Below are 2,555 nucleotides of genomic sequence, written 5' to 3' on the forward strand. Positions count from 1 at the left end.
AATTTGTGAAGTAGATCTCTATTTTTATCTGAACTTTTTCTATCGAAACCTATTTATGGCTCTTATTTGAACAAAAATAAATCTATTAGCTAATTTATATTAATGGCTGTTATTTATGGTGGTTCTATAATTCGTCTGTTTAATTTAAACCGGCTAAAAATAACACTGGAAATCATTTATTGGTTATTTGTTGAGGTTTTCTTATGTATTTGTGGTGATGTTTTGAACACTCGGTAGCATTCTCATAAATATCATTCAGTGGTTTACGTACGTAAAAAATTGGTTATGCTGTTAAGAGTGGTTACTTCGTCACACAGCTTAAACCCGCCGTCGAGCTGGTTTTTCCATTTTTTGAGTCTCGATATTAGCTGATAACTCAATACCTGAGTTATTCACTGACTCGGAGTCAGTTACGTTTCTGCTTTTTTGCGATACGTTGTATTCCCTCAATTTACACCCGCTTTGTCTGCGAGGTGGGGTTATGAAATTCATGGATAAGTTAACAACTGGAGTCGCCTATGGCACCTCAGCAGGTAGTGCCGGTTACTGGTTTTTACAGCTGCTCGATAAAGTCACTCCCTCACAGTGGGCAGCAATAGGTGTGCTGGGTAGCCTGGTATTTGGCCTGCTGACGTACCTGACAAACCTTTATTTCAAGATTAAAGAAGATAAGCGCAAGGCTGCGAGAGGTGAATAATGCCTCCATCATTACGAAAAGCCGTTGCTGCTGCTATTGGTGGCGGAGCAATTGCTATAGCATCAGTGTTAATCACTGGCCCAAGTGGTAACGATGGTCTGGAAGGTGTCAGCTACATACCATACAAAGATATTGTTGGTGTATGGACTGTATGTCACGGACACACCGGAAAAGACATCATGCTCGGTAAAACGTATACCAAAGCAGAATGCAAAGCACTCTTGAATAAAGACCTTGCCACTGTCGCCAGACAAATTAACCCGTATATCAAAGTCGATATACCGGAAACAACGCGCGGCGCTCTTTACTCATTCGTTTACAATGTGGGTGCTGGCAATTTTAGAACATCGACGCTTCTTCGCAAAATAAACCAGGGCGATATCAAAGGCGCATGTGATCAGCTGCGTCGCTGGACATACGCTGGCGGTAAGCAATGGAAAGGCCTGATGACTCGTCGTGAGATTGAGCGTGAAGTCTGTTTGTGGGGGCAACAGTGAGCAGAGTAACCGCGATTATATCCGCTCTGATTATCTGCATCATCGTCAGCCTGTCATGGGCGGTCAATCATTACCGTGATAACGCAATCGCCTACAAAGCCCAGCGCGACAAAAATGCCAGAGAACTGAAGCTAGCGAACGCGGCAATTACTGACATGCAGATGCGTCAGCGTGATGTTGCTGCGCTCGATGCAAAATACACGAAGGAGTTAGCTGATGCGAAAGCTGAAAATGATGCTCTGCGTGATGATGTTGCCGCTGGTCGTCGTCGGTTGCACATCAAAGCAGTCTGTCAGTCAGTGCGTGAAGCCACCACGGCCTCCGGCGTGGATAATGCAGCCTCCCCCCGACTGGCAGACACCGCTGAACGGGATTATTTCACCCTCAGAGAGAGGCTGATCACTATGCAAAAACAACTGGAAGGAACCCAGAAGTATATTAATGAGCAGTGCAGATAGAGCTGACCATATCGATGGGCAACTCATGCAATTATTTTGAGCAATACACACGCGCTTCCAGCGGAGTATAAATGCCTAAAGTAATAAAACCGAGCAATCCATTTACGAATGTTTGCTGGGTTTCTGTTTTAACAACATTTTCTGCGCCGCCACAAATTTTGGCTGCATCGACAGTTTTCTTCTGCCCAATTCCAGAAACGAAGAAATGATGGGTGATGGTTTCCTTTGGTGCTACTGCTGTCTGTTTGTTTTGAACAGTAAACGTCTGTTGAGCACATCCTGTAATAAGCAGGGCCAGCGCAGTAGCGAGTAGCATTTTTTTCATGGTGTTATTCCCGATGCTTTTTGAAGTTCGCAGAATCGTATGTGTAGAAAATTAAACAAACCCTAAACAATGAGTTGAAATTTCATATTGTTAATATTTATTAATGTATGTCAGGTGCGATGAATCGTCATTGTATTCCCGGATTAACTATGTCCACAGCCCTGACGGGGAACTTCTCTGCGGGAGTGTCCGGGAATAATTAAAAACGATGCACACAGGGTTTAGCGCGTACACGTATTGCATTATGCCAACGCCCCGGTGCTGACACGGAAGAAACCGGACGTTATGATTTAGCGTGGAAAGATTTGTGTAGTGTTCTGAATGCTCTCAGTAAATAGTAATGAATTATCAAAGGTATAGTAATATCTTTTATGTTCGTGGATATTTGTAACCCATCGGAAAACTCCTGCTTTAGCAAGATTTTCCCTGTATTGCTGAAATGTGATTTCTCTTGATTTCAACCTATCAAAGGACGTTTCTATAAGATGCGTATTTCTTGAGAATTTAACATTTACAACCTTTTTAAGTCCTTTTATTAACACAGTGTTATCGTTTTCTAACACAATGTGAATATTATC

5 protein-coding genes are annotated in these 2,555 nt (G+C 42.7%); 3 read left to right on the forward strand and 2 right to left on the reverse strand.

Annotated features, from left to right (window positions below; translation table 11 throughout):
* Positions 1–481: 481 nt before the first annotated feature.
* The 3 genes from essD to rzoD all read left to right on the forward strand — a co-directional run bounded on the left by essD (position 482) and on the right by rzoD (position 1,593).
* Positions 482–697 carry a phage lysis protein EssD gene (essD, locus tag E0D98_RS23265; protein WP_000670959.1) on the forward strand — a complete coding sequence of 72 codons (216 nt, stop codon included), beginning with the start codon at positions 482–484 and terminating at the stop codon, positions 695–697.
* Positions 697–1,194 (forward strand): lysozyme RrrD, encoded by a 498-nt coding sequence (gene rrrD, locus E0D98_RS23270; RefSeq protein ID WP_001135281.1) that lies wholly within the window; start codon positions 697–699, stop codon positions 1,192–1,194. The genes essD and rrrD overlap by 1 nt, the downstream gene beginning before the upstream one ends.
* Before the next feature lie 216 nt (positions 1,195–1,410).
* A complete protein-coding gene (gene rzoD / locus E0D98_RS23275; RefSeq protein WP_001228697.1) occupies positions 1,411–1,593 on the forward strand; it encodes a prophage lysis lipoprotein RzoD in 183 nt (60 codons plus the stop codon).
* A 90-nt stretch (positions 1,594–1,683) separates the two neighbouring features.
* On the opposite strand, the gene bor is transcribed toward rzoD, so the two are convergent.
* Together bor and E0D98_RS23285 are read right to left on the reverse strand one after the other, a co-directional pair.
* Entirely contained in the window at positions 1,684–1,977 is a 294-nt protein-coding gene (gene bor / locus E0D98_RS23280) for a serum resistance lipoprotein Bor (RefSeq protein ID WP_000738500.1), read from the reverse strand.
* Between the two features lie 290 nt (positions 1,978–2,267).
* The coding region (locus E0D98_RS23285) for a DUF1398 family protein (protein WP_131891128.1) at positions 2,268–2,555 on the reverse strand (288 nt) is incomplete at its 5' end.

The organism is Escherichia sp. KCJ4928 (genome assembly GCF_004352695.1).
Classification (GTDB): domain Bacteria; phylum Pseudomonadota; class Gammaproteobacteria; order Enterobacterales; family Enterobacteriaceae; genus ECMA0423.

What these genes read in the sequence shown, in the direction of transcription:
- rrrD (WP_001135281.1), top strand. Translation starts at nt 697, where the DNA reads ATGCCTCCATCATTACGAAAAGCCGTTGCTGCTGCTATTGGTGGCGGA.
- rzoD (WP_001228697.1), top strand. Translation starts at nt 1,411, where the DNA reads ATGCGAAAGCTGAAAATGATGCTCTGCGTGATGATGTTGCCGCTGGTC.
- essD (WP_000670959.1), top strand. Translation starts at nt 482, where the DNA reads ATGAAATTCATGGATAAGTTAACAACTGGAGTCGCCTATGGCACCTCA.
- bor (WP_000738500.1), bottom strand. Translation starts at nt 1,977, where the DNA reads ATGAAAAAAATGCTACTCGCTACTGCGCTGGCCCTGCTTATTACAGGA.